This is a genomic window from Vibrio sp. 10N.261.45.E2, assembly GCF_002875705.1.
In the GTDB taxonomy this organism is placed as follows: domain Bacteria; phylum Pseudomonadota; class Gammaproteobacteria; order Enterobacterales; family Vibrionaceae; genus Vibrio.
On record NZ_MCZZ01000111.1, the window covers coordinates 60,921 to 80,898 of the forward strand.

General features: G+C 44.8%; 19 protein-coding genes. 9 read left to right on the top strand and 10 right to left on the bottom strand.

The window, feature by feature from the left end:
* Positions 1–49: 49 nt before the first annotated feature.
* On the bottom strand, positions 50–1,321 hold the full coding sequence (locus BCT34_RS08260; RefSeq protein ID WP_019825852.1) for a CNNM domain-containing protein: 1,272 nt from the start codon (positions 1,319–1,321) through the stop codon (positions 50–52).
* Between the two features lie 127 nt (positions 1,322–1,448).
* Positions 1,449–2,243: an inner membrane protein YpjD gene (locus BCT34_RS08265; protein WP_076655266.1), complete on the bottom strand. Its 795-nt coding sequence runs from the start codon at positions 2,241–2,243 to the stop codon at positions 1,449–1,451.
* A 200-nt stretch (positions 2,244–2,443) separates the two neighbouring features.
* On the opposite strand from BCT34_RS08265, the gene ffh reads away from it, so the two are divergent.
* The 5 genes from ffh (at position 2,444) to rplS (ending at position 6,058) form a co-directional block, all read left to right on the top strand.
* Positions 2,444–3,838 (top strand): signal recognition particle protein, encoded by a 1,395-nt coding sequence (gene ffh, locus BCT34_RS08270; RefSeq protein ID WP_010435884.1) that lies wholly within the window; start codon positions 2,444–2,446, stop codon positions 3,836–3,838.
* 212 nt (positions 3,839–4,050) lie between these two features.
* Positions 4,051–4,299, top strand: a complete 249-nt coding sequence (rpsP, locus tag BCT34_RS08275) for a 30S ribosomal protein S16 (RefSeq protein ID WP_004410028.1) — start codon at positions 4,051–4,053, stop codon at positions 4,297–4,299.
* Positions 4,300–4,323: 24 nt separating this feature from the next.
* The gene (gene rimM, locus BCT34_RS08280) at positions 4,324–4,878 is read left to right on the top strand and encodes a ribosome maturation factor RimM (protein WP_048615624.1); all 555 of its coding nucleotides are present in this window, start codon (positions 4,324–4,326) and stop codon (positions 4,876–4,878) included.
* Between the two features lie 26 nt (positions 4,879–4,904).
* The gene (gene trmD / locus BCT34_RS08285; RefSeq protein ID WP_076655263.1) at positions 4,905–5,645 is read left to right on the top strand and encodes a tRNA (guanosine(37)-N1)-methyltransferase TrmD; all 741 of its coding nucleotides are present in this window, start codon (positions 4,905–4,907) and stop codon (positions 5,643–5,645) included.
* 59 nt (positions 5,646–5,704) lie between these two features.
* Positions 5,705–6,058 carry a 50S ribosomal protein L19 gene (gene rplS / locus BCT34_RS08290; protein ID WP_004735514.1) on the top strand — a complete coding sequence of 118 codons (354 nt, stop codon included), beginning with the start codon at positions 5,705–5,707 and terminating at the stop codon, positions 6,056–6,058.
* 243 nt (positions 6,059–6,301) lie between these two features.
* Here the strand turns inward: rplS and yacG are convergent, their stop codons facing one another.
* From yacG to nadC, 8 genes are all read right to left on the bottom strand, one after another.
* The gene (gene yacG / locus BCT34_RS08295; protein ID WP_076655023.1) at positions 6,302–6,499 is read right to left on the bottom strand and encodes a DNA gyrase inhibitor YacG; all 198 of its coding nucleotides are present in this window, start codon (positions 6,497–6,499) and stop codon (positions 6,302–6,304) included.
* A gap of 81 nt (positions 6,500–6,580) precedes the next feature.
* Positions 6,581–7,321: a cell division protein ZapD gene (zapD, locus tag BCT34_RS08300; protein ID WP_076655026.1), complete on the bottom strand. Its 741-nt coding sequence runs from the start codon at positions 7,319–7,321 to the stop codon at positions 6,581–6,583.
* Between the two features lie 26 nt (positions 7,322–7,347).
* On the bottom strand, positions 7,348–7,962 hold the full coding sequence (coaE, locus tag BCT34_RS08305) for a dephospho-CoA kinase (protein WP_076655028.1): 615 nt from the start codon (positions 7,960–7,962) through the stop codon (positions 7,348–7,350).
* Between the two features lie 2 nt (positions 7,963–7,964).
* A complete protein-coding gene (locus BCT34_RS08310; RefSeq protein ID WP_076655030.1) occupies positions 7,965–8,834 on the bottom strand; it encodes an A24 family peptidase in 870 nt (289 codons plus the stop codon).
* 66 nt (positions 8,835–8,900) lie between these two features.
* Positions 8,901–10,130: a type II secretion system F family protein gene (locus BCT34_RS08315; RefSeq protein ID WP_076655033.1), complete on the bottom strand. Its 1,230-nt coding sequence runs from the start codon at positions 10,128–10,130 to the stop codon at positions 8,901–8,903.
* 15 nt (positions 10,131–10,145) lie between these two features.
* The gene (pilB, locus tag BCT34_RS08320) at positions 10,146–11,831 is read right to left on the bottom strand and encodes a type IV-A pilus assembly ATPase PilB (protein WP_076655036.1); all 1,686 of its coding nucleotides are present in this window, start codon (positions 11,829–11,831) and stop codon (positions 10,146–10,148) included.
* Positions 11,832–12,260 (bottom strand): pilin, encoded by a 429-nt coding sequence (locus tag BCT34_RS08325; RefSeq protein WP_076655038.1) that lies wholly within the window; start codon positions 12,258–12,260, stop codon positions 11,832–11,834.
* Between the two features lie 252 nt (positions 12,261–12,512).
* Positions 12,513–13,403: a carboxylating nicotinate-nucleotide diphosphorylase gene (gene nadC, locus BCT34_RS08330; RefSeq protein ID WP_076655040.1), complete on the bottom strand. Its 891-nt coding sequence runs from the start codon at positions 13,401–13,403 to the stop codon at positions 12,513–12,515.
* Between the two features lie 83 nt (positions 13,404–13,486).
* Here nadC and ampD point away from each other — a divergent pair, with 83 nt between their 5' ends.
* The 4 genes from ampD to aceF all read left to right on the top strand — a co-directional run bounded on the left by ampD (position 13,487) and on the right by aceF (position 19,976).
* Positions 13,487–14,086: a 1,6-anhydro-N-acetylmuramyl-L-alanine amidase AmpD gene (gene ampD, locus BCT34_RS08335; RefSeq protein ID WP_076655044.1), complete on the top strand. Its 600-nt coding sequence runs from the start codon at positions 13,487–13,489 to the stop codon at positions 14,084–14,086.
* Positions 14,087–14,569: 483 nt separating this feature from the next.
* Positions 14,570–15,331 (top strand): pyruvate dehydrogenase complex transcriptional repressor PdhR, encoded by a 762-nt coding sequence (pdhR, locus tag BCT34_RS08345; RefSeq protein WP_004735446.1) that lies wholly within the window; start codon positions 14,570–14,572, stop codon positions 15,329–15,331.
* 62 nt (positions 15,332–15,393) lie between these two features.
* Positions 15,394–18,057, top strand: a complete 2,664-nt coding sequence (gene aceE / locus BCT34_RS08350; protein WP_017629814.1) for a pyruvate dehydrogenase (acetyl-transferring), homodimeric type — start codon at positions 15,394–15,396, stop codon at positions 18,055–18,057.
* 26 nt (positions 18,058–18,083) lie between these two features.
* Positions 18,084–19,976: a pyruvate dehydrogenase complex dihydrolipoyllysine-residue acetyltransferase gene (gene aceF / locus BCT34_RS08355; protein WP_076655046.1), complete on the top strand. Its 1,893-nt coding sequence runs from the start codon at positions 18,084–18,086 to the stop codon at positions 19,974–19,976.
* Positions 19,977–19,978: the final 2 nt, after the last annotated feature.

Consider the following 19,978-nt stretch of genomic DNA (forward strand, 5'->3'; position numbering starts at 1 on the left):
CGTGAAAACTCAGTTGGCTGTTCTTATGGAAATGAACAGTAGCGATCAATTATCCATTTACGATTTGCGGAAATACACGCACAAGCTTGATGCGGTTCTCTTCAAGTTCAACAATTTCCATTGGGTGGCTGGCAACTTGAACACTGAGGTGACTCTCTGGGATATCCTCAAGATGCTCCAATATCAAACCATTCAGCGTTCTTGGACCATCGGTAGGTAGTGCCCACTGTAAACCCTTGTTGATGTCTCGAATGTTGGCACTGCCTTCAATCAAGAAGCTGCCATCGCTTTGCGGCGTAATTTCTTCAGATAAGCTTGGTGCAATTGAAGTGGTAAACTCACCTACGATCTCTTCTAGAATATCTTCAAGAGTAACCAGGCCGTTGATGTCGCCATATTCATCCACAATCAAACCGATACGCTGTTTATTACGTTGAAACTTAAGCAGTTGAATATTGAGTGGTGTCGCTTCAGGAATAAAGTAGATCTCATCAGCAGCACGCAACAAGGTCTCTTTATTGAATTCGTTTTTTTCAAGCATCAGTCGGTAAGCTTCTCGTAGCCTCAGCATACCAACAACTTCATCTATCTGGTCACGGTACAAAACCACACGGCCATGAGGCGAGTGAGTCAGTTGGCGAACGATAGATTTCCAGTCGTCATTGATGTCGATACCAGTAATCTCATTACGAGGCACCATGATGTCGTTTACGGTGACGTGCTCTAAATCCAGAATAGACACCAACATATCTTGGTGACGTTGGGGGATTAGGCTACCTGCTTCATTTACCACGGTTCTAAGCTCTTCTGAGCTTAAATGGTCGGTTGCATCATGGCTGGCTTTGACGCCTAAGATACGAATGAAGCCGTTGGTGATGAAGTTCACTAAGATCACTAATGGTGACAGCACCTTCATCAATATCATCAAAAGGATGCTACTCGCGTAAGAGACGCGTTCGGGAAATAGCGAAGCGATGGTTTTTGGTGTTACCTCGGCGAATACGAGGATCACGAGAGTCAGGGTACCAGTAGCGATAGCCACACCGATATCCCCGTAGATGCGCATACCAAGAATAGTAGCGATCGCAGATGCAAGAATGTTGACGAGATTGTTGCCGATGAGAATGAGGCCAATCAATCTGTCTGGGCGGTTCAGAAGTTTTTCTACGCGTTTGGCACCTTTATGACCCGTATTGGCCAAGTGCTTTAAACGGTAGCGGTTCAAGGACATCATGCCCGTTTCAGAACCAGAGAAATAACCAGAAATTACAATGAGACACGCGAGTAGCGCAAATAAGATACCCGTTGATATGTCGTCCAAAACTATTCTTTTCCTATTTGTGTATCTTGATTAATTTATGACCGAACATGGTCGAGATGTCAATTGAATGTATTGCACTCAATATTTTAAAGGCAAGGTATGTGAGACCTTGCCTTTATTTTACAGACTAGTTCAGGATGATTTCCTGAACGAAACGGCTACCGAAGTAGGCTAATGTGAGCATGCTGGCACCGGCCAGTGCGAACCAAGTGACTTTTTGTCCACGCCAACCTTTCTGATAATGACCCCATAGAAGGATGGAATAGATAACCCAAGCGATAAAAGACAACACAGCCTTGTGCGCTTTTCCTTGAGCAAACATATCTTGCACGAAGATGAGACCTGTCAACAAAGTACCCGTTAATAAGCCATTACCAATCAGAATGATCTTGAAAAGCTGTCTTTCCACCATCATTAAAGGAGGTAGGTTAGGGTTTATTACTAATGCTTTTTTCTTTTTAAGTTTGTGATCTAGCCACGCAAGTTGCAGGGCGTATAGCGCACCGATAGTTAACGTTGCGTATGAGAATAGAGCCAAAGAAATGTGTACGAGCAGTTTTGGGTCATTCTCTAGATGTTTGATGAAGGTGCTTGGAAGAAAAGTGGCAGCCATCAAGTTCAGCGCAGCGAAGCTATAAACGACAGGCAAAATAAACCACAGACGGGTTCTGAGCATCGCACCGCTCATTACCACAGATATGATTAAACTGATTAACGAAGCAACGTTCAAGATACTGAGGTTTTGGCCACTGGCATTAAAAATCAAATCGCCAAGCAACCAAGCATGGAAAGCTAGAGCAAGTAATGCGCTGATAAACACCGTTTTTACACGGATTCCTGTTTGGTGCACGAGACCTGGAATGATCGTGGAAATCGCCATTGTATAAAGAAAGGCTGCTGCGATCGCAATAAGACTGTCCATGGTATCCATTTAAATGATTACTAATTGGCGAATTATACCTCGCATCGCTCTTTGGGGCTATGGCGAACCTCATTCAATTCCAAGTGAATAATGTCTCACATCACAAGCACGGATGATTAACGCTCTACAACGGGTATGACTCTAATCCGCGCTAATGTATACTCACAGTAATAGTCGCAGTTTTGAGCGAAGAGAAAACTATGTTTGATAATTTAACGGATCGTCTATCCAAAACGCTGAAGAACATCAGCGGTAAAGGTCGTCTGACCGAAGACAATATTAAAGAGACGCTGCGTGAAGTACGTATGGCGCTACTTGAAGCCGACGTTGCTCTGCCAGTTGTCCGCGATTTTGTTAAGCGCGTAAAAGAAGGCGCTGTGGGTGTTGAGGTTTCTAAGTCTCTAACGCCTGGTCAAGAATTCATTAAGATCGTTCAAGCTGAACTTGAAGCGGTAATGGGTGAGTCTAATGAGGCTCTTAACCTAGCAGCGCAGCCGCCAGCCGTTATCTTAATGGCGGGTCTACAAGGTGCAGGTAAAACCACATCGGTAGGTAAGCTATCTAAGCTTCTAACTGAGCGTGACAAGAAGAAAGTTTTGGTTGTGTCTGCCGACGTTTACCGTCCAGCGGCGATCAAACAGCTTGAAACGTTAGCAAGCGATGTTGGCGTAGACTTCTTCCCATCTTCAGCTGATCAAAAGCCTCTTGATATTGCAAACGCTGCAATCGACCACGCGAAGAAGAAATTCTACGACGTACTATTAGTCGATACAGCCGGTCGTTTGGCTATCGATGAAGAGATGATGGGCGAGATCAAAGAGCTTCATACTGCAATTAAACCAGTAGAGACACTGTTCGTTGTTGATGCAATGACAGGTCAAGATGCTGCGAACACTGCAAAAGCCTTTGGTGATGCACTGCCTCTTACTGGTGTGATTCTAACTAAGGTTGATGGTGATGCACGTGGTGGTGCGGCGCTATCGGTTCGTCACATCACTGGTAAGCCAATCAAGTTCTTGGGTGTTGGTGAGAAAACTGACGCACTAGAACCGTTCCACCCAGATCGTGTTGCTTCTCGTATCTTAGGTATGGGCGACGTTCTGTCTCTTATTGAAGACCTACAGAAAAACGTTGATACCGAGAAAGCAGAGAAGCTGGCTAAGAAGTTCAAAGAGAAGAAAGGCTTTGACCTTGAAGATTTCCGTGAACAGCTTGGCCAGATGCAAAACATGGGTGGCATGATGGGCATGATGGATAAGCTTCCAGGCATGTCTCAACTACCAGACAACGTTAAAGATAAAGTTGATGACAAGATGTTCAAGCAGATGGAAGCGATCATCAACTCTATGACTATGAAAGAGCGTCAACGCCCTGACTTAATCAAAGGCTCGCGCAAAAAGCGTATTGCCGCTGGTTCTGGTACACAGGTACAAGATGTAAACCGTATGCTTAAGCAGTTCACCCAGATGCAGAAAATGATGAAGAAAATGCAAAAAGGTGGCATGAAAGGCATGATGCGCAACATGCAAGGCATGATGGGCGGCGGTGGAGGTATGGGCGGAATGGGTGGTGGCTTTAACCCGTTTGGTCGATAATCTACAAATGTAAGCTTTAGCTACGTTACTTTTCATAGTGTTAGCCGTGTCACAGAAAGTGTACGGCAGCTATGTTGGTGAAAAAATAGCTAAAGCCCTTGCATTGCCCCGGAATAAGAGTAAAATTCCGGGGCTTTAATTTGGCACGAGACCCCAAGCTATTTACTTATACTTGGGGTTAATTATTTTATTAAGAAAGCAAAGAGGACGACATGGTAACCATTCGTTTGGCACGTCACGGTGCAAAGAAGCGCCCATTTTATCAAATCGTAGTTGCGGATAGCCGTAACGCTGCAACTGGCCGTTTCATCGAGAAAGTAGGTTTCTTTAACCCTACTGCTCAAGGTCAAGAAGAAGGTCTACGTCTAGACCTAGATCGTGTTAACCACTGGGTTGGTCAAGGCGCATCTCTATCTGATCGTGTAGCTAAGCTAGTTAAAGACGCTCAAAAAGCGGCTTAATTCTTTTTTAAAGAGAAATAGCTTATGTCGATGAAGGGTAAAGAAACTATGAGCGAGCAAAACAATAGAATTGTCATGGGTAAACTTGGGTCTACCTATGGTATTCGTGGCTGGCTTAAAGTGTTCTCCTACACAGACAATGCTGAAAGCATATTTGATTACAGCCCTTGGTATTTAAACCAAAAGGGTAAGTGGGTTGAGTACAAAGTTGAGAGCTGGAAACGTCATGGCCAAGGTTATGTATGTAAGCTAGCGGGATTAGATGTTCGTGAAGACGCGCAACTGATGACTAACTTTGAAATTGCTATTGACCCTGCTTCGTTACCTGAATTGTCAGAAGATGAATTCTACTGGCGCGAATTGTTCGGTATGCAAGTTTTTACTACTAAAGGTTACGACCTTGGTAAGGTCACTGACCTATTAGAGACTGGCTCGAACGATGTTCTAGTAATCAAAGCAAATCTTAAAGATGCTTTTGGCCAAAAGGAACGGTTAGTACCGTACCTTGAAGAGCAAGTGATCAAGAAAGTTGATCGCGAAGCTCGCCGGATCGAAGTTGACTGGGATCCTGGATTCTAACTCCAAATTACAGAGCGAGAGAACACATGTGGGTTGGCATTATTAGCCTTTTTCCTGAAATGTTCCGTTCTGTTACTGATTTTGGAGTAACAGGTCAAGCGGTTAAAAAAGGTCTTTTATCTATTGAGACATGGAATCCTCGTGATTTCACTCATGATAAACATCGCACTGTTGATGACAGACCTTACGGTGGTGGTCCTGGCATGTTAATGATGGTTCAGCCTTTGCGCGACGCTATCAAAACTGCCAAGCAAGCAGCACCGGGAAAGACGAAAGTTATCTATCTTTCACCCCAAGGTCGTAAACTCGACCAGAAAGGTGTTGAAGAGCTGGCAACAAACGAGAATTTACTTCTTATTTGTGGTCGCTATGAAGGGGTAGATGAGCGCATCATTCAATCTGAAGTTGACGAAGAATGGTCGATTGGAGATTTTGTGATGACGGGTGGCGAACTGCCAGCCATGACGCTGATTGATTCAGTATCTCGGTTTGTTCCGGGTGTACTTGGAGATTTCGCTTCAGCAGAAGAAGATTCTTTTGCAAATGGTTTGCTAGATTGTCCCCATTATACGCGCCCTGAGGTGCTAGACGATAAAGATGTGCCATCGGTACTCAAGTCTGGAAACCATAAGGACATTCGTCGCTGGCGATTAAAACAATCGTTGGGCCGAACTTGGCTAAGAAGACCAGAACTCCTGGAAAACCTAGCTCTGACTGACGAACAGGAACAATTACTGGCTGAATTCATTAAAGAGCATCGCTCTTAACGAAAAGCAAGCAGTAACCTATTAAATTTAGTATCAGTTTATTCTAGGAATTTATACAAATGAGCAACATCATCAAGGCTCTTGAAGAAGAGCAACTAAAATCAGACCTTCCTAAATTCGCACCAGGTGACACTGTTGTAGTTCAGGTTAAGGTAAAAGAAGGTGACCGTGAGCGTCTACAGGCTTTCGAAGGCGTTGTAATCGCTATTCGTAACCGTGGTCTACACTCTGCATTCACAGTTCGTAAGATCTCGAACGGTGAAGGCGTAGAGCGTGCGTTCCAAACTCACTCTCCAATGGTTGATAGCATCGAAGTTAAACGCCGTGGTGCAGTACGTCGTGCCAAGTTGTACTACCTACGTGAGCGTTCTGGTAAGTCAGCTCGTATTAAAGAGAAGCTTACTAAGAAGTAATTCTTTTTGCATTCTATCGATAAAAGCGGAGCCATTTGGCTCCGCTTTTTTGTGCCTGTCATTTAGAGGTTCGCAGGTAAGAGATCCCCAACTCTTGAGGATGACGAAGGAAGGAGTTGGGAATCTCTACTCATCCATGTTACCGGCAATAAAAAAGGATTGACGTAAACGCCAATCCTTCAAATTCTATTCGCTATTCGCTATTCGCTATTCGCTATTCGCTATTCGCTATTCGCTATTCGCCTAGTGCGGATCTTCCGACCAACCATCGCTATCTGACATGTCTGGTGCGCCAGCGATGCTGTTCTCTTCGTCTGCCCATTCACCGAAATCAATCATCTGACATTGCTTGCTGCAAAACGGGCGGTGTGGGCTTTGTTCACCCCATTCAACGTCAGTTTTACATTGAGGGCATTTAACGATGGTGATTTTTTTCGACATAGTGATTCTTAATTAGAGGGTGTAATAACAAAGAGTTTAGGCTCAAGTTACAACTCAAGCCAAACTATAAAAGGGGTTTAATTAGCTGCAGATCGCCAATTCAAATTCGATATCTTGAGTACAGGCTTGCCCAGTTTCAAAGCTCATGAACTTAACAGCAAAGCGGTTCTTGTGACCTGAGATCATCGGGTAGGCACCGTATTGCATCGGAATAGAAAGGCGAAGGATATTCGCTTCATCGGCATCGCTCTGGAAGAAGCCTGCACGAGCGATTTGCTCTTTGAAGTGACCCGTTTCTCTGGTGAGCTTTAACCATAGTGTTAGCGCTTCATACAGCGGCTGTAGGCTATCCATCCAAGCTTTAGCATCTCTCATTCTCTTATCGAGAGGAAGGTGCAGCCAATAATGCAGTGCGGGCAGATCAAAGCAGCATGAGCCACCTGGAAGATTAAAGCGTTGGCGAATTGCACTCAGAAAGCGATCTTCTTTAAGTGATTGCCCAAAACGCTCTGCCTGCATCAGATCACGATAGATGTTGCCAATGTCTGTAAGCAGTGATGTCAGCATCTCTTGATCGACACCTTCAACATCTAACCAGCTTTTGTAGGTTACACGCTGCTTCTCAATATCTTTTGCTAGTTCGCTCTTAAGTTGGATCTGTTCGAATATTTCAATCAGATCAAAGATGGAACGGAAAAAGAGTTGATATTGTTGAGCATCGGAAAATGTAGAAGACAAGTGTAACTGCCTCAAGAGTGATTCGACTCTTAAGTAGATGCGTGTTTTCTCATTTAGAGGATGTTCAAATTTGTGGGTGATCATCGAGCAAACCTTCATTCAACATTGTTCTATTCTGACCCATCTACGGCACTGATTGCCAGATACTTTTGATGTAAATCTGTGATTTGAGGCAAAAGTTCTTGGTTTTTAGTATGGTTTTTAATCACGTCATCTGCAACTGCTAGGCGTTGTTCTCTTGAAGCCTGTGATCTTAAAATTGATGTTACTTGTTCCCTAGAAACATTATCACGACTCATCGTTCGTTCTATTTGCACTTCTGCTGGCACATCAACAATTAATACGCGATCGGCCATGCCTTGCATTTGGTTTTCAACCAATAGCGGTGCAACTAATAAACCATACGGGGATGTGATTTTAGACAGGTCACTGTCAATTTTGTCACGGATCATGGGATGAAGAAGATCATTGAGCCACTGCTTCTCTTTGGGATCAGAGAAGATCAACTCTCGCAGCTTACTTCGGTTAAGTGTTCCATCTTCAAGCAAGATCGGCTCACCAAAGTGCTCTGTAATCTGTTTTAAGCCGTCACTGCCTAACGCGACTACTTCACGTGCCACGATGTCAGCATCGACGATATCAATATTAAAATGTTCATTGAACAGGTTAGCTACCGTGGTTTTGCCACTGGCTATACCACCGCTTAATCCGATAATGATTGCCATGGTTAAATTCCTAGTACAGAAGTGAAATACCAACCCATGATGTCGTTGCCCCACATCAAGCTTACCCAACCCGCAATCGCAAGGTAGGGGCCAAACGGGAAGGCTTTATCTATGCCTTGTTGTTTTAAGCGAAGTTGAATCAAACCAAACACAAGCCCTACAAGCGAAGATAAAAGGATGATCATCGGTAGGTGTTGCCAACCAAGCCATGCTCCAAGCGCAGCCAAGAGTTTAAAGTCACCGTACCCCATGCCTTCTTTGCCTGTCAGCAGTTTGAACAACCAGTAAACCGACCATAAAGCTAGGTAGCCTGCCATTGCGCCAACCACTGAGTCTTGAAGTGATACAGGGCTGACATTAAACAGAGCTAAAGCGATACCAGACCAAACCAAAGGTAAGGTGATTTGATCAGGTAGTAACATAGTATCGAGATCGATAAAGGTTGCGGTAATCAGTGCGAAGGTGAAAAAAATCAAAGCAATGGCGTAGTAACTGAAACCAAAGTGACTCGCGACAACTGTGCAAAGTATTGCGGTAAGCAATTCGACCAAAGGATAGCGAGCACTGATGGGATTAGCACAACTGTGGCACTTACCTTTTAAGAACAACCAGCTTAAGACTGGAATGTTGTCGACGATTCTTAATTGGGTTTTGCATTTAGGGCAAGTTGAACGAGGAACGCTCAGGTTGAACTTTCCCTCTGGTGCTGGAATTTTATATTGAGAGAAATATTCTGAGCACTCCTGTTGCCACTCTCGTTCCATCATTATTGGTAAACGGTGTATGACTACGTTGAGGAAGCTGCCGATAAGAAGGCTAAAAATGAAAGCTAATACGGGGAATAGCCAAGGATAGTAGTGAAATACTTCCATAGTGTCCTTTACCACTTAATCAAGGTGAGCAGAGATTGCTGCTCATGGGTGTTTAGTTGCTTTTATCTATCCTAACACACTCATAAGATTAAAGATCGGTAAGTACATTGCAACCACAAGTCCACCAACAACAGTGCCTAAAAATACGATAATCAGTGGCTCTAAAATTTTGCCTAAATTGTCGACGGTGTTGTCTACTTCAAACTCGTAAATCGAGGCTACTTTATTGAGCATATCATCAAGGTTGCCCGACTCTTCACCTATCATCACCATCTGCAGTACCATTTCAGGAAAGGCATTGGTGTTGCGCATTGCAATATACATTGGCATGCCAGCAGCCGTTTCTCGGTGAACCTCAATGATGGCCGATTCATAATGCAGGTTGCCTGCGGTTTTGGCTGTGGTTTTGAGGCTCATGAGAATCGGAATACCAGAGCTAAAACTGGTTGATAGGGTACGGCTGAATTTGGCTATAGAGGCTTTGGCTAGCACGCCGCCAAGTACAGGAAAGCGCAACCCTAGCCGACTGACAGACAGTCTGATCGAGTGGGAGCGCTGACACAGTTGGTAAATAATCAGGGCAACAAGCCCGATGCCTACGGCCGCATAAAAACTGTAAGCCTGCATCCAATGAGAAAGGTAAAGTACTTGTTGAGTGAACCAAGGTAAATCAGCGCCGAAGCCTGAAAACATCGACTCAAACTCTGGAATTACCATGGTTAGCATTAAATAAGAGACAGTTAGTGCAACGGTGAACACCATTGCAGGGTAAATCAGTGCTTTGACGACTTTGGATTTTAATTGCTCGCTCTTTTCTCGATAGGTTGCCAAACGTTCGAAGACTTGCGCGAGGTTACCGGATAGTTCGCCTGTCGCCACTAAGTCGGTATACAGGTCATCAAAGTGACGACTTGCGGTTCGCATCGCTTTTGAGATTGGCGTTCCGGCTTCTACACCTTTGCAGATGTGCGATAAAATCGATTTCATTTCTGCTTTGCGGTGATTGTCTGATACCAATTTGATGGCTTGCACGATAGGTACACCCGTAGCCAGCATGGTAGCAAGCTGTCGTGTTAAAATAGTGATGTCTTTGGCTTTGACTCTATGGGTTAAACGAGTGACGGCTGAAATACTTTTCTTTTTGATTTTCTTAATCTGAATGTGCTGGTCTTTGAGTTTTTCTCGCACTTCCAATTCGGTGAGTGCTAAGGTCTGCCCTGACACTTTCTTGCCAGAGCTATTAATGCCTTTCCAGTGATAGCTTTTTAGTTGTGATTGTTTGGACTTGCTACTCATTGGGGCTCCATTGGGTTATAGGTACAGAACACGTTGCAGTTCCTGATAGCTGGTGGTGCCTTCAAGCAATTTATCTATCCCTGACTCTTGCAGAGTTCTCATGCCTTCTCGGCGAGCGAGATCTTCAATTGCTAACGCATTAGGTTTGTTAATTAGGCTGTTTTTAAGTTTGTCGGTGAATGGCATTACTTCGTAGATACCAACGCGGCCGGAGTATCCTTGATTGCACTCATTACAGCCTTGAGTGTTGGCTTTGTAGATGGTTTGGCTATTTGGGATAGAGTGACGCAGAAATATGTCTGGTGAGTCGTCAGTTTCTTTGCAGTGGTTACACAGCCGCCTCGCCAAGCGTTGGGCAATAATCAAACTCAGTGATGAAGCGAGGTTAAAGGGTTCAATACCCATATGAGCGAGGCGAGTGACGGTTTCTGCTGCTGAGTTGGTGTGTAGTGTCGAAAGGACTAAGTGACCGGTTTGCGATGCTTTGATTGCGATCTCTGCGGTTTCTAAATCTCGGATTTCTCCCACCATCACCACGTCGGGATCCTGTCGTAAAAATGATCGCAGCGCCTCAGCAAACCCAAAGCCAATCTTAGGGGTCACTTGAACTTGGTTGATACCACACAGGTTAATCTCTACAGGATCTTCAGCTGTGGAAATATTACGTTCAGTGGTGTTGAGTACTCGAAGCCCAGTATAAAGAGAAACGGTTTTGCCGCTGCCGGTTGGACCGGTCATTAAGATCATCCCTTGCGGACGCTTCAAGGCGTTAAGGTAGAGGGCTTTTTGATCTTCACTGTAGCCAAGTTTGTCGATATCGAGATTGGCAGCGCTGCTATCAAGCAGTCGCAGTACGATCTTTTCGCCCCATAATGTCGGCATTGTTGAGACTCGCATATCAATCGCTAGCTCATCATTCAGACGCAATTTTATTCGTCCATCTTGAGGTAGTCTACGCTCGGCAATATCAAGCTTGGCGAGAATTTTCAGACGAGCAGATAAACGGCGACTTAAATGAGATGCGGGCTGTTGTATTTCAACAAGAATACCATCGCAACGCAGGCGTACACGGTAGTGTTCTTCGTAGGGCTCAAAATGGATATCGGAAGCGCCTTTACGCACCGCATCGACCAGTATCTGATTGATAAATCGGCTGACAGGGGAGTCGTCTTGGCTGAGGTCTTCTATCGACGATATCTCGTCGTCAGATACTTCAACCAGGTTGGCAAGTTCATCTTGAGTGATCTCTTTTCGTTTGGAGTCTTGCCCGGAAATCGAACGGCCATACAGCTTACGTATTGCACCTTCTAACTCAGAATAGTTAGCAACAACGAGTTCGATCTGTAGTCCCGTAGCAAAACGGAAATCATCTTCCGCTTGTAAATCGGTCGGATCAGCTGAGGCGAGAGTGAGAGTCGAATTAGATACTGAAATTGGTATCGCACGATACTTGGTGATCAGCTCGCGAAGCCCTAATTGATCACATAAGGTTTCGTAATCAGTATTGGCAAGTTGTACTAACGGTAAACCGAAGATGGTTTTTATATTATTTGCTAAGGAATCGCCGTTGAACAACTCCAGAACGAGCAAAGCTTCAGGTGTCGAAATACCTGAAGCTTGTACATGTTCCGCCACGGCTTGTTCTTGAGTCAGGCTAAGTAAGTCAGCCTGACGAAGAACGGTTGGAAGGTTGGTTAGCACTTATGAGCAACCTTTAGGTTTTAAGCTACCATCGACATCTGATGTACATGACCATGCTCCATTAGAATCTCTGACTAAATTAACCTTACTAGATACGACGTCAGGACTAACGCCTGTCCCATTAAATTCGAATTGTATACTTCCAGCGGCACTGGTTATATTCTCATATGAAATGATACCTAATGGGGATGTTGGTACCGCTAAAGCTGCCGAAGTTGCCGGAAAAGTACCATTCTCTAAAACGTATGTTTCAACGTTTGTTCTATGACTTGTTATTGATGCAAGAGCTGATACCGCTTCGCTCTTGGCAATATAGCTTTGATATTGAGGTACAGCGATCGCTGACAACACACCAATAATAGCTATCACAATCATCAATTCAATCAGCGTAAAGCCTTTCTGGTTCGTTCTTTTATTTTTGTTATTCATTGTCTAATTCCATTCTTTAGTTTGTTTCAGTGCAAGCACTGGTTGATTGAGAGAATAGAAGTCGAAATGTAGAAGTGGAATGGTGTTCAGGTGTGGTCGCGAGTGGTTTGGTATTTATTAGTGTAGTGTTTCATATAGAAAGCAAATTTATGCGATCAACTTAAATAAGTCTTTGAAATACTGATAATTCAGGTAATAAAAAGGCACCGTCATTAACAGTGCCTTTATAGAAATTATTTATTATTCAGTCAATTACGATTTGAATCTCATTGATAAATCCATTGCTTTCAAGTGCTTGGTTAGTGCACCTACCGAGATGTAATCAACGCCTGTTTCAGCGAACTCTGCAATCGTATCTAGCGTCACGTTACCTGAGTTTTCTAATGCCGCGCGGCCAGCGTTGATTTTGACCGCTTCACGCATCATGTCTGTAGTGAAGTTGTCTAGCATGATGATGTCTGCGCCAGCACTGATCGCTTGCTCCAGCTCTTCTAGGCTTTCGGTTTCAACTTCCACTGGCTTACCTGGGTTCAGCTCTTTTGCCGTAGAGATAGCTTTCTCAATACCACCACAAGCGATGATGTGGTTTTCTTTGATTAGGTAAGCATCGAAAACACCAATACGGTGATTGAAACCGCCACCACAAGCCACCGCGTATTTCAGTGCGCTGCGTAAGCCAGGGATCGTTTTACGCGTATCTAGCAAGCGGCACTCTGTGTGTTTAATTTTGTCTGCGTAGATAGCCGTCGTCGTCGCACAGCCAGAGAGCGTTTGAATGAAGTTCATTGCGTTACGCTCACCCGTTAATAGCGCGCGTGCTGGGCCTGTTAGCGTGCAAAGCGTTTGGTTTGGTTCAACCTTGTCGCCATCTTCTACATTCCACTCGATAGTCACTTCACCGCCCAATTGCTTAAACACTTCATCAGCCCAAGCTTTACCACAGAACACGCCGTGCTCACGGGTAATGATGGTTGCAGTGTTGATTGCGTCTGCAGGGATTAGACTTGCCGTGATATCAGCCGCTGGATCTAACGTTCCACCTAGATCTTCTTTGATGGTTTCAGCGACTGCACGAGTGATCTCTAGAGGCAGCTGCTCTTTTAAGTAGTCAAGGCGTTGGTGGCTGTTATGTGTGTTTTTCATCGCAAATCTAATCTTGAAAGGGAGTGGGAATGGAATGATACTCTTGCTTAACTTCAAATTAAAGAGGCTAGCGCGACTGCTCTATGGGTAAGGTCACATCTTATTGTGCTAGCAGAAAAGAAAGTGAGACCAAGATGACGATCAGCTCCAACGGATGGTACGACAACGCTCGGCATGTTCCTTCGCCGTATTTTGATGCGAGACCTAGTAGCGATGATATATCTCTATTGGTGGTTCACAACATTAGCCTACCTCCGGGTCAATTTGGTGGGCCTCATATCGAACAGTTTTTTACTGGCAAACTCGACCCAACAGAGCATCCTTTCTTTAAGGTGATTCATCAAATGGGTGTGTCAGCACACTGCTTAATTCGTCGTGATGGTGAGGTTGTGCAGTTTGTTTCGTTTCTTGATCGTGCTTGGCATGCGGGCCAGTCGAGTTTCGCTGGGCGTGAAAGGTGTAATGATTATTCTATTGGCATCGAATTGGAGGGCAGTGACTTTGTGGCTTATAGCGAGCAGCAATATCAAGCTCTGACCCAGTTAACTAAAACACTGGTATCAAGCTTTCCTCAAATCACCAATGAACGCATTACTGGCCATCAATATATTGCACCTCTGCGCAAAACAGACCCTGGTTTGGTCTTCGACTGGATAAAATTTAAAGGCAAACTGCGTTTCTAACCCCTAATCTTCTTTATGGCTCTGCCAATTGCAGAGCCTTGCTTAATCAACGCTTAGCATAACGACTTGTGAATTTTTGTTGTTGCTATGTAAAGAAAGTGGTGGAGAGAAGAGCGTCAATAAATCGAGAGTGTGACGAGCTTATCAAACACCCATATATTAAAACTTATGAACAGAATTTCCATCCTAAATGTGCGCTTGGTTCGATTTTTAAACAAGTGATACTAATCTTTCTGAAACAATTCATTTTTATCCTGAAACTTTCTAGCACGAATACTCCCCAAAAGTATTACCCCTGTAAATGGTAAGACCAATTTGGTTGCTGTTTTAAATTTCATTTGTTAAATCACGGTTAATTCACACTGCGTTCTATGATGCAGGTCAATTTTACACTGGACAGTGGCGTTTTAATTATGTTAATTTCTGCCCAACTTAAAATTGGTATTACCAATTGTCAGCGAAGAAAAAGAAGAATAACAAACTATGGCTTATCAAAGGATTCGTCAGCCAAAACTCTCCGATGTTATCGAACAAGAGTTAGAAAGGTTGATAGTGGAAGGAACACTGGCTCCAGGGCAGCAGCTGCCGCCTGAGCGTGAACTGGCGAAACAGTTCGATGTGTCTCGTCCTTCGATCCGAGAAGCGATACAACGTTTAGAAGCAAAACGCTTGCTTACTCGCCGTCAAGGTGGAGGTACGTTTGTTAGTGAAAATATCTGGAAAAGCTTTTCAGATCCTTTGCTTAATTTGTTGTCCTCCCATTCTGAAACCCAACTAGACTTGTTGGAATCGCGTCATGCGATGGAAGGGATTTCGGCTTACTTCGCGGCATTGCGTGGAACTGATGAAGACTTTGCTCGAATTCAAGCATGCCAAGAAAAAATTCACGGTGCGCAAGATAAGGGTGATATTGAAGCCGAATCTGCAGCAGTGATGGCTTTTCTTATTGCTTTAACAGAGGCAGCGCACAATGTGGTGTTATTGCACATTGTTCGTAGTTTGGCTCCGTTACTCGAACAAAACGTCTTAGAAAATTTAAAGCTGTTGCATCGTCGTAAAGACGTTGTGGAGAAAGTGAGTATACATCGAGCTAACATTGTGGATGCGATCGTTTCAGGACAGCCAGAACAGGCACGTGAAATGTCACACTCTCATTTAGCTTACATCGAAGAAACATTGATGGATTTGACCAAAGAAGAATCGCGTCGCGAACGTTCTTTACGTCGAATTCAACAGGGTAAATAGCCGTAATACTTCGGTTATTTACGTGTTTAGTAGAATCCAACTAACAAAAAGGATAGATCGCCATGTCTGACATGAAGCATGACGTTGATGCTCTGGAAACTCAAGATTGGTTAGAAGCTCTTGAGTCAGTAGTACGTGAAGAAGGTGTAGAACGTGCACAGTTTTTACTAGAACAAGTTCTAGATAAAGCGCGTTTAGATGGTGTTGATATGGCTACAGGCATCAACACAAACTACATCAACACAATTCCAGCAGCACAAGAGCCAGCTTACCCTGGTGACGTAACTCTTGAGCGTCGTATTCGTTCGATTATTCGCTGGAACGCAATCATGATCGTATTGCGTGCTTCTAAGAAAGACCTAGACCTTGGTGGTCACATGGCTTCTTACCAGTCAGCAGCAGCGTTCTACGAAGTATGTTTCAACCACTTCTTCCGTGCTCCAAACGAGACAGACGGTGGCGATCTAGTTTACTACCAAGGTCACATCTCTCCTGGTATCTACTCTCGTGCATTCGTTGAAGGTCGTCTAACTGAAGAGCAGCTAGATAACTTCCGTCAAGAAGTTGATGGTAAAGGTATCCCTTCTTACCCGCACCCTAAACTGATGCCTGAGTTCTGGCAGTTCCCTACAGTATCTATGGGTCTAGGTCCGATCTCTGCGATCTACCAAGCTCGCTTCCTTAAGTACCTAGAAGGCCGTGGTCTTAAAGATACTTCTGCTCAACGTGTATACGCTTTCCTAGGCGACGGTGAGATGGATGAGCCAGAATCACGTGGTGCTATCTCTTTCGCTGCGCGTGAGAAGCTAGACAACCTATGTTTCCTAATCAACTGTAACCTACAGCGTCTAGACGGCCCTGTAATGGGTAACGGTAGCATCATCCAAGAACTTGAAGGCCTATTCAAAGGCGCAGGTTGGAACGTTGTTAAAGTTATCTGGGGTAGCAACTGGGATTCTCTACTAGCTAAAGACACTACTGGTAAGCTTCTTCAACTAATGAACGAAACTATCGATGGTGACTACCAGACATTCAAATCTAAAGATGGCGCATACGTACGTGAGCATTTCTTTGGTAAGTACCCAGAAACAGCTGCACTAGTTGCAGACATGACTGACGACCAAATCTTCGAACTGAAGCGTGGTGGTCACGATTCTTCTAAACTGTTCGCTGCATTCAACAATGCAAAAGAGACAGGTGGCAAGCCAACAGTAATCCTAGCTAAGACAGTTAAAGGTTACGGTATGGGTGAAGCTGCAGAAGGTAAGAACATCGCACACGGTGTTAAGAAGATGGACATGACTCACGTACAATACCTACGTGACCGTCTAGGCCTACAAGACATCCTTTCTGATGAGAAAGTGTCTGAGCTTCCTTACCTGACTCTTGAAGAAGGTTCTGCTGAGTACGAATACCTACATGCTCGTCGTAAAGCTCTACAAGGTTACACGCCAGCACGTCTGCCTAAATTCACTCAAGAATTCAAAGTTCCTGAGCTAGACGCATTCGCACCTCTACTAGGTGAGCAGAAGCGTGATATCTCTACAACTATGGCTTATGTTCGTACGCTAAACATCCTTCTTAAAGATAAGAACATTGGTAAGAACATCGTTCCTATCATCTGTGATGAAGCTCGTACATTCGGTATGGAAGGTCTATTCCGTCAGGTTGGTATCTACAACCCACACGGTCAAGAATACACACCTGAAGATAAAGGCATCGTTTCTTACTACAAAGAAGCAACGTCTGGTCAAGTACTTCAAGAAGGTATCAACGAACTAGGTTCTATGGCTTCATGGGTTGCAGCGGCAACTTCATACAGCACGAACGACCTACCAATGATCCCGTTCTACATCTACTACTCAATGTTCGGTTTCCAACGTATTGGTGACATGGCATGGCTAGCAGGTGACCAACAAGCTCGTGGCTTCCTACTAGGTGCTACAGCAGGTCGTACAACACTGAACGGTGAAGGTCTACAGCACGAAGATGGTCACTCGCACATTCAAGCGAACACTATCCCTAACTGTATCTCTTACGACCCAACGTTCGCTTACGAGCTAGCGGTAATCATGCAAGACGGTATCCGTCGCATGTACGGTCCTGAGCAAGAGAACGTTTACTACTACCTAACAGTAATGAACGAGAACTACGCAATGCCAGCAATGCCAGAAGGCGCTGAAGAAGGCATCCGTAAGGGTATCTACAAGCTTGAATCTCACGCTGGTGCTAAGGGCAAAGTTCAACTAATGAGCTCTGGTACTATCATGAACGAAGCGCGTAAAGCGGCTGAAATTCTAAGCGAAGAGTACGGCGTAGCATCTGACGTATTCTCAGTAACGTCGTTCAACGAACTAACTCGTGACGGCCAAGCGGTAGAGCGTGACAACATGCTTCACCCAGAAGCTGAAGAGAAAGTACCGTACATCACAACTGTTCTTGGTAAAGAACCTGCAATCGCAGTGACTGACTACATGAAGAACTACGCTGAGCAAGTACGTGCGTACATGCCAACTGAGTCTTACAAAGTACTTGGTACAGATGGTTTCGGCCGCTCTGACAGCCGTGCAAACCTACGTCGTCACTTCGAAGTTAACGCTGGCTACATCGTAGTTGCAGCTCTAACTGAACTGGCTAAACGTGGTGACATCGAGAAATCTGTAGTTGTTGAAGCAATTGCTAAGTTCGATATCGACACTGAAAAAACTAACCCGCAATACGCATAAGACTGGCATTAAGGTAGGTAAATACAATGACAATCGAAATTAATGTACCAGACATCGGTGCTGACGAGGTTGAAGTAACTGAGATTCTTGTAAACGTTGGCGACAAGGTTGAAGAAGAGCAGTCACTGATCACTGTTGAAGGCGACAAAGCTTCAATGGAAGTTCCAGCGTCTCAAGCGGGTATCGTTAAAGAAATCAAAGTAGCAGAAGGCGATTCTGTTTCTACTGGTTCTCTTATCATGATCTTCGAAGCAGAAGGTGCTGTAGCAGCACCGGCTGCGCCAGCAGTTGAAGCGGCGGCACCAGTTGCTGCAGCTCCTGCAGCGGCAGCTGAGCTTAAAGAAGTTCACGTACCAGATATCGGCGGTGATGAAGTTGAAGTAACTGAAATCATGGTTGCTATCGGTGATGCAGTAGAAGAAGAGCAATCTCTTCTTACTGTTGAAGGCGACAAGGCTTCAATGGAAGTTCCTGCACCATTCGCTGGTATCGTTAAAGAAATCAAGATCGCTTCTGGTGATTCAGTTTCTACTGGTTCTCTAGTAATGGTATTCGAGGTAGCTGGTTCAGCACCTGCAGCAGCTCCGGCTCCTGCGGCGGCCGCACCAGTTGCAGCGGCTCCAGCAGCATCTGCTGAGAAAGAAGTAAACGTTCCTGACATCGGTGGTGACGAAGTAGAAGTTACTGAAATCATGGTAGCGGTTGGCGATACAGTAGAAGAAGAGCAATCTCTAATTACTGTTGAAGGCGACAAAGCTTCAATGGAAGTTCCTGCACCATTCGCTGGTACAGTTAAAGAGATCAAGATTGCAGCTGGCGACAAAGTGTCAACTGGCTCTCTAATCATGACGTTTGTTGTAGAAGGCGCAGCTCCAGCTCCTGTTGCAGCACCTGCACAAGCAGCAGCTCCAGCGGCGGCACCTGCTCCTAAAGCAGAAGCACCGGCAGCGGCTCCAGCAGCAGCTGGCGACTTCCAAGAGAACGGTGAGTACGCACACGCGTCTCCAGTTGTTCGTCGTCTAGCTCGTGAGTTCGGTGTAAACCTAGCGAAAGTTAAAGGTACTGGTCGTAAGAGCCGTGTACTTAAAGAAGACGTTCAGTCTTACGTTAAAGATGCACTTAAGCGTCTAGAGTCTGGTGCAGCAGCATCTGGCAAAGGCGGCGACGGTTCTGCTCTTGGTCTACTACCATGGCCAAAAGTTGACTTCAGCAAGTTCGGCGAAACTGAAGTTCAGAAGCTTTCTAAGATCAAGAAGATCTCTGGCGCAAACCTACACCGTAACTGGGTAATGATCCCTCACGTTACACAGTGGGATAACGCAGACATCACTGAGCTGGAAGCATTCCGTAAAGAACAGAACGCAATCGAAGCGAAGAAAGACACTGGCATGAAGATCACTCCACTAGTGTTCATCATGAAAGCTGTTGCTAAAGCGCTAGAAGCATTCCCAGCGTTTAACTCTTCTCTTTCTGAAGATGGCGAAAGCATCATTCTTAAGAAGTACGTAAACGTGGGTATCGCTGTTGATACACCAAACGGTCTAGTTGTTCCTGTATTCAAAGACGTGAACAAGAAAGGCATTTACGAGCTATCTGAAGAGCTAATGGCTGTTTCTAAGAAAGCACGTTCTGGTAAGCTAACAGCGGCAGACATGCAAGGCGGTTGTTTCACAATCTCTAGCCTTGGTGGTATTGGCGGTACTGCATTTACTCCAATCGTAAATGCTCCAGAAGTAGGTATCCTAGGTGTATCTAAGTCTGAAATTAAGCCAGTTTGGAATGGTAAAGAGTTCCAACCACGTCTACAGCTTCCACTGTCTCTATCATACGACCACCGTGTGATCGATGGTGCTGAAGGTGCACGCTTCATTACTTTCCTAAACAGCGCACTATCTGACATTCGTCGTCTAGTACTGTAATT

Coding starts and splice junctions, on each gene's coding strand:
- BCT34_RS08265 (WP_076655266.1), bottom strand. CDS start 2,243: ATGGACAGTCTTATTGCGATCGCAGCAGCCTTTCTTTATACAATGGCG.
- ffh (WP_010435884.1), top strand. CDS start 2,444: ATGTTTGATAATTTAACGGATCGTCTATCCAAAACGCTGAAGAACATC.
- rpsP (WP_004410028.1), top strand. CDS start 4,051: ATGGTAACCATTCGTTTGGCACGTCACGGTGCAAAGAAGCGCCCATTT.
- rimM (WP_048615624.1), top strand. CDS start 4,324: ATGTCGATGAAGGGTAAAGAAACTATGAGCGAGCAAAACAATAGAATT.
- trmD (WP_076655263.1), top strand. CDS start 4,905: ATGTGGGTTGGCATTATTAGCCTTTTTCCTGAAATGTTCCGTTCTGTT.
- rplS (WP_004735514.1), top strand. CDS start 5,705: ATGAGCAACATCATCAAGGCTCTTGAAGAAGAGCAACTAAAATCAGAC.
- yacG (WP_076655023.1), bottom strand. CDS start 6,499: ATGTCGAAAAAAATCACCATCGTTAAATGCCCTCAATGTAAAACTGAC.
- zapD (WP_076655026.1), bottom strand. CDS start 7,321: ATGATCACCCACAAATTTGAACATCCTCTAAATGAGAAAACACGCATC.
- coaE (WP_076655028.1), bottom strand. CDS start 7,962: ATGGCAATCATTATCGGATTAAGCGGTGGTATAGCCAGTGGCAAAACC.
- BCT34_RS08310 (WP_076655030.1), bottom strand. CDS start 8,834: ATGGAAGTATTTCACTACTATCCTTGGCTATTCCCCGTATTAGCTTTC.
- BCT34_RS08315 (WP_076655033.1), bottom strand. CDS start 10,130: ATGAGTAGCAAGTCCAAACAATCACAACTAAAAAGCTATCACTGGAAA.
- BCT34_RS08325 (WP_076655038.1), bottom strand. CDS start 12,260: ATGAATAACAAAAATAAAAGAACGAACCAGAAAGGCTTTACGCTGATT.
- nadC (WP_076655040.1), bottom strand. CDS start 13,403: ATGAAAAACACACATAACAGCCACCAACGCCTTGACTACTTAAAAGAG.
- ampD (WP_076655044.1), top strand. CDS start 13,487: ATGGGTAAGGTCACATCTTATTGTGCTAGCAGAAAAGAAAGTGAGACC.
- pdhR (WP_004735446.1), top strand. CDS start 14,570: ATGGCTTATCAAAGGATTCGTCAGCCAAAACTCTCCGATGTTATCGAA.
- aceE (WP_017629814.1), top strand. CDS start 15,394: ATGTCTGACATGAAGCATGACGTTGATGCTCTGGAAACTCAAGATTGG.
- aceF (WP_076655046.1), top strand. CDS start 18,084: ATGACAATCGAAATTAATGTACCAGACATCGGTGCTGACGAGGTTGAA.